The organism is Sciscionella marina DSM 45152 (assembly GCF_000379465.1).
Lineage (GTDB): Bacteria > Actinomycetota > Actinomycetes > Mycobacteriales > Pseudonocardiaceae > Sciscionella > Sciscionella marina.
On the sequence record NZ_KB905441.1, the window covers coordinates 1,054 to 5,816 of the forward strand.

At 66.8% G+C, this 4,763-nt stretch carries 1 protein-coding gene and 1 pseudogene (1 of these 2 running past the window's edge); both read right to left on the bottom strand.

The features are described from left to right. Window positions 1-484: pseudogene (locus A37U_RS0137535) on the bottom strand (beta-ketoacyl synthase N-terminal-like domain-containing protein) (its annotated part extends 1,053 nt beyond the left edge of the window); the annotation flags it as partial. Between the two features lie 4 nt (window positions 485-488). After that, window positions 489-4,763, bottom strand: coding sequence for an SDR family NAD(P)-dependent oxidoreductase (locus A37U_RS47375; RefSeq protein ID WP_276143684.1), 4,275 nt, complete (start codon window positions 4,761-4,763; stop codon window positions 489-491).

Here is a 4,763-nt window from a genome sequence, read left to right on the forward strand (position 1 = left end):
CATANNNGCTNTGNANNACNCCNNCNNACACNCCGGTCTGGCTGCCGCGCAGCGTGGCCGGATCGATCCCGGCATGCTCCAAGGTCTCCCACGCCACCTCCAGCAACTGACGCTGCTGCGGATCCATCGCCACAGCCTCACGCGGAGAAATCCCGAAGAACTCCGCATCGAACTCCAGCGCGTCCCCGAGAAAACCACCGCTGCGCACATACGATTTCCCCGCCACATCCGGATCCGGATCATAAAGCGCATCCACATCCCAACCCCGATCGACCGGAAACTCCCCCACCGCATCCACACCATCAGCAACCAGGCGCCACAAATCCTCCGCCGAACCCACCCCACCAGGAAACCGAGCACCCATCCCCACAATCGCCACCGGCTCATGCGCGGCGTCCTCGACCTCCACCAGGCGCCTTCGGCTGCGCCGCAGCTCGGTTGTCATCCATTTCAGCTCGGTGAGCAGCTTCTCGTCGTTCGGCATCGGTTTAGGACCTTCCGAATTCTTTGGCGATGATGTCCAGCAGTTCGTCGGCCGAGGCGTCGCCGAGGTTTTCGCCCTCTGCGGCGGTGTCGTCCTTGGCGAGCGTGCTCTCGGTCCACCGATCGAGCAGTGCGCGCAGCCGCGTGGTGATCTCCGGGTGGTCCGCCTCCTCGATCGCCCCGGCCAGTGCGGTTTCCAGGCCCGCGATCTGGTGCAGCACCGAGGAACCACCATTATCGGACGGCGCCGGGGCGAGTTCGCGATGCAGCAGTCCCGCGATATCCCGCGGAGTCGGATAGTCATAAATCAACGTCGCAGGCAACCGCAAACCCGTCCGCGCATTCAACCGATTCCGCAACTCAACCGCCGTCAACGAATCAAAACCCTGCACCGAAAACGGCTGACCCACATCCACCACACGCCCATCCGCATGCCCCAACACCACATTCACCTGCTCAGCAACCACCGACTCCACCAACCGCCACCGCTGATCGAGGGACAGCACCGCCAGCTGATCGACGAGCCCGTCCTGCGCGGCAACGGTGTCCGCACTAGCCTTGGCCCGCCGTGGCTGCGCCAAGGAGCGGAAGATCGGCTCGCGCTGGTCACCGATGCGCAGCGCGATCGGCACGTAGTGGGGGTGCGTGGAGGTCATCGCCACGTCCAGCAGGCCAAGCGCGTGGCCCGCGGAAAGCGCGCGCATTCCGTTCGCGGCCATCCGCTCGTGGTGCACGCCGTCGAGGTGCCCGGTCATTCCGGACTCGTCCGCCCACAATCCCCACGACAACGACAGCCCCGGCAAACCCATTTCCCGCCGAGCCCGCGCCAATTCATCGAGGAATGTATTAGCCGCCGCATAATTCGCCTGCCCCGCGTCACCGAGCACACCGGCAGCCGAGGAAAACAATACGAATTGCGAAAGCTCCATCTCCACGGTCAGCTCATGCAAATACGTGGCAGCGCGCATTTTCGGGTCCAGCACCCGGCGTAGCTGTTCGCTGCTCAGGTTCACCGAAACACCGTCGTCGAGCACCCCTGCGGTGTGGAATACCGCGCCGACCGGACCGGTCTGCTCGAACAACGCGATCAGCGAGTCCCGATCGGTCACATCGCAGGCCACGATCGTCACCGAGTCCGCACCGGATTCCAGCAGTTCGGCCCGGAGTTCCGCAGCCCCGACGGCGCCCATCCCGCGCCGTGAGGTGAGCACCAGCTGCCGCGCCCCGTACTCGGTGACCAGGTGCCGGGCCAGCAATCCGCCCAGCGTCCCGGTGCCCCCGGTGATCAACACCGGACGATGCGGCTCCAGCGGTTCCGGCAAGGTCAGCGCCACCTTGCCGATATGCCGCGCCTCCCGCACGAATCGCAGCGCGCGCCGGGTTTGCTGCATCGGCCAGGAGCGCACCGGAAGCGGAAGCAGGATCTGCGCGGTGAACAACTCGTACAACGCGGTGAGAATATCGTGAATCCGGTCCGGTCCGGCCTCGATCAGATCGAAGGCCCGATACGACACCCCATCATGTTCGGCCGCAACGGTTTCCACATCACGCACATCGGTCTTGCCCATATCCACGAACCGCCCACCACGCGAAAGCAACCGCAACGACGCATCCGTCTGCTCATTCGCCAGCGAGTTGAGCACCATGTGCATCCCGGCGCCCTTGGTCACCGTCCGGAATTCCGCCTCGAAGTCCGCGGTGCGGGAATTGGCCATCCGTTCCCGGGGCACCCCGAGTGTGCGCAGGATCGGCCATTTGCTCGGATGCGCGGTGGTGAACACCTCCGCACCCCAGTACTGCGCCAATTGCAGGGCCGCCATGCCGACCCCGCCGGTCGCGGTGTGGATCAGGATCCGCTGGCCCGCGGCCACCGCGCCCAGATCGTGCAGGGCGTAGAACGCGGTCAGGAACACCACCGGTGCCGCACCGGCCTGCTCGAAGGTCCAGCCCTCGGGCACCGGAACCACCATCCTGGCGTCGGTCACCGCGTGCGAGCCGAACCCGGAGCACTCGGTGAACAGGCCCATCACCGCGTCCCCGACGCGCACCGAATCCACGCCGGGACCGACCTCGAGCACCACGCCCGCGGCCTCGCTGCCCATCAACGCGCCCTCGTCGGGGTACATACCGAGGCTGATCAGCACATCCCGGAAGTTCACGCCCGCGGCCCGCACCGCGATCCGCACCTCCCCGGGGCCAAGCGCGACGGTCGCGGCACCGCTCGGGACAAGGCCGACCCCGTCGAGGGAACCACTGCCGTCCGAACTCACCGCCCAGGCTTCGCCGTCCGGGATCGCCAGCTCCGAGACGGTCCGCTCGAGCCGGGGCACCCGGATCGCCGCGTCGCGCAGCCCGATCACGTTCTCGTCCGTGCCCAGCACCGAGATCAGCGCGGGTATGTCCACGGTGGTGTCCCGGCCGCGCACATCCAGCAGCGTCAGCCGGCCCGGGAATTCGCTGCACATCGAGCGGATCAGCCCGGTCACCCCGGCCATGGCCAGGTGATCCCAGCACACCACGACCAGCCGGGTGCCCTCGGACTGCGGAAGGGCAAGCCAGCGTTTGAGCCGCAGCAACACCGTATCGACCAGGCGACCGGCCGCGTCGGCGAATTCCGGTCCGTCCTCGAGCTCCACGGGTTCACGGAGCAACGACGCGGTGTCCCACAGCAGCACGTCCGGGGTCTGGTCCACGACGGCGACCTCATCCCAGTCGTGGTAGAGCACGGGTTCGCGTCCGGCCTCGGCGAACCAGGAACGCAATCCGCTGGTGTCCTCGAGCACCCCGAAACTCGGCTGTTCCAGCACGATCGCCGAACCGCTCGACTGCGCCGACCACTCCGGCCAGTCCACGGTGAACAGACTGTCCCGGATATCCACGAACCGGGACAAGGCTTGCGGGGCAAGGGGACGGGAAATCAGCGCGCGGACCTCGAATACCGGCTCTTCGCTACTATCGAAGGCGGTGATGGTGACGGTGTCCTCGGTGTCCGCGTCGGCGATGCGTACCCGAAGCCTGCGGGCGCCCGCCCGGTGCACCGAAACACCCTGCCAGGAGAACGGGATCGCGGTGTCCTCGCTGGGCCGGGCCAGGCTGATCACGTGCAGCGCGGCGTCCAGCAACGCCGGATGCAGCACGAATCCCTCGGTTTCCAGCGGTTCCGGCAGGGCCACCTCGGCGTACAGACCGTCATCGCCGCGCCACGCGGACTCCAGGCCCTGGAACATCGAGCCGTACGCGTAGCCCTGTTCGGCGAGTTCGCGGTAGGCGTTCACGGTGTCGATGCGCTGCGCGCCTTCCGGTGGCCAGGTGGGCAGCACCTGGGGTGGTGCCGGGGCTGTCCGCACGAGCAGGCCCGAGGCGTGCAGCTCCCAGTCGCCGTCCTCGTCGGCGGTGCGCGAATGCAGGGTCAGCGCGCACCGGCCGTCCTCGTCCGGGGCGGTCACCATGAGCTGCACGTTCGCCGAACCGTTGCGCGGCAACAACAACGGCGCGTGATGGGTCAGTTCCTCCACGTGCGGGCAGCCGACCTGGTCGCCGGCGTGCACGGCAAGGTCCACCATGGCCGCCCCGGGCAACAGCGGGGTATCGCCGAGCGCGTGATCGGCAAGCCAGGGCTGTTCGGTCAGCGAGAGCCGCCCGGCCAGATACACCGTTCCGTCACCCGCGGCGTGCAGCACCGCACCGAGCAGGCCGTGCTCGGCGGAGCGCAGGCCGACACCGGAAACGTCCTTACCGGCCTTCCCCGCGTCGAGCCAGTACCGCTGGTGCTGGAAGGCGTAGGTCGGCAGGTTTACCTTGCGGGCACCGGCTTTCCGGTAGAGCTCGGTCCAGTCCAGGCTGCCCTGTCCGACGGTGAATTCGGCCATCGAGGTCATGAACCGGTTCGTGTCACCATCATCCCGGCGCAGGCTCGCCAACACCGGCACCTCGCCCCGCCCGACCGCATACGCGGCTTCTTCCAGGGGTGCGCCGAGCACCGGGTGCGGGCTGACCTCCAACACATGGGTGAAACCCTGGTCGAGGGCATGGGTCACGGTGGGGAAGAACCTCACCTGACTACGCAAATTCTCCAACCAATACTCACCATTCAGAGTACTGGTATCGACCTGGACACCAGACACCGTCGAAAAAAACGGAATCCCGGTCGACACCGGAACAACCGGCTGAAGATCAGCGGTGATCACCCCAGCAAGCCCGTCCACCTGCGGATGATGCGAAGCATACGACACATCCACCCGACGACAATGCACACCCTCCCTCCCGCAGATGACTTCCAA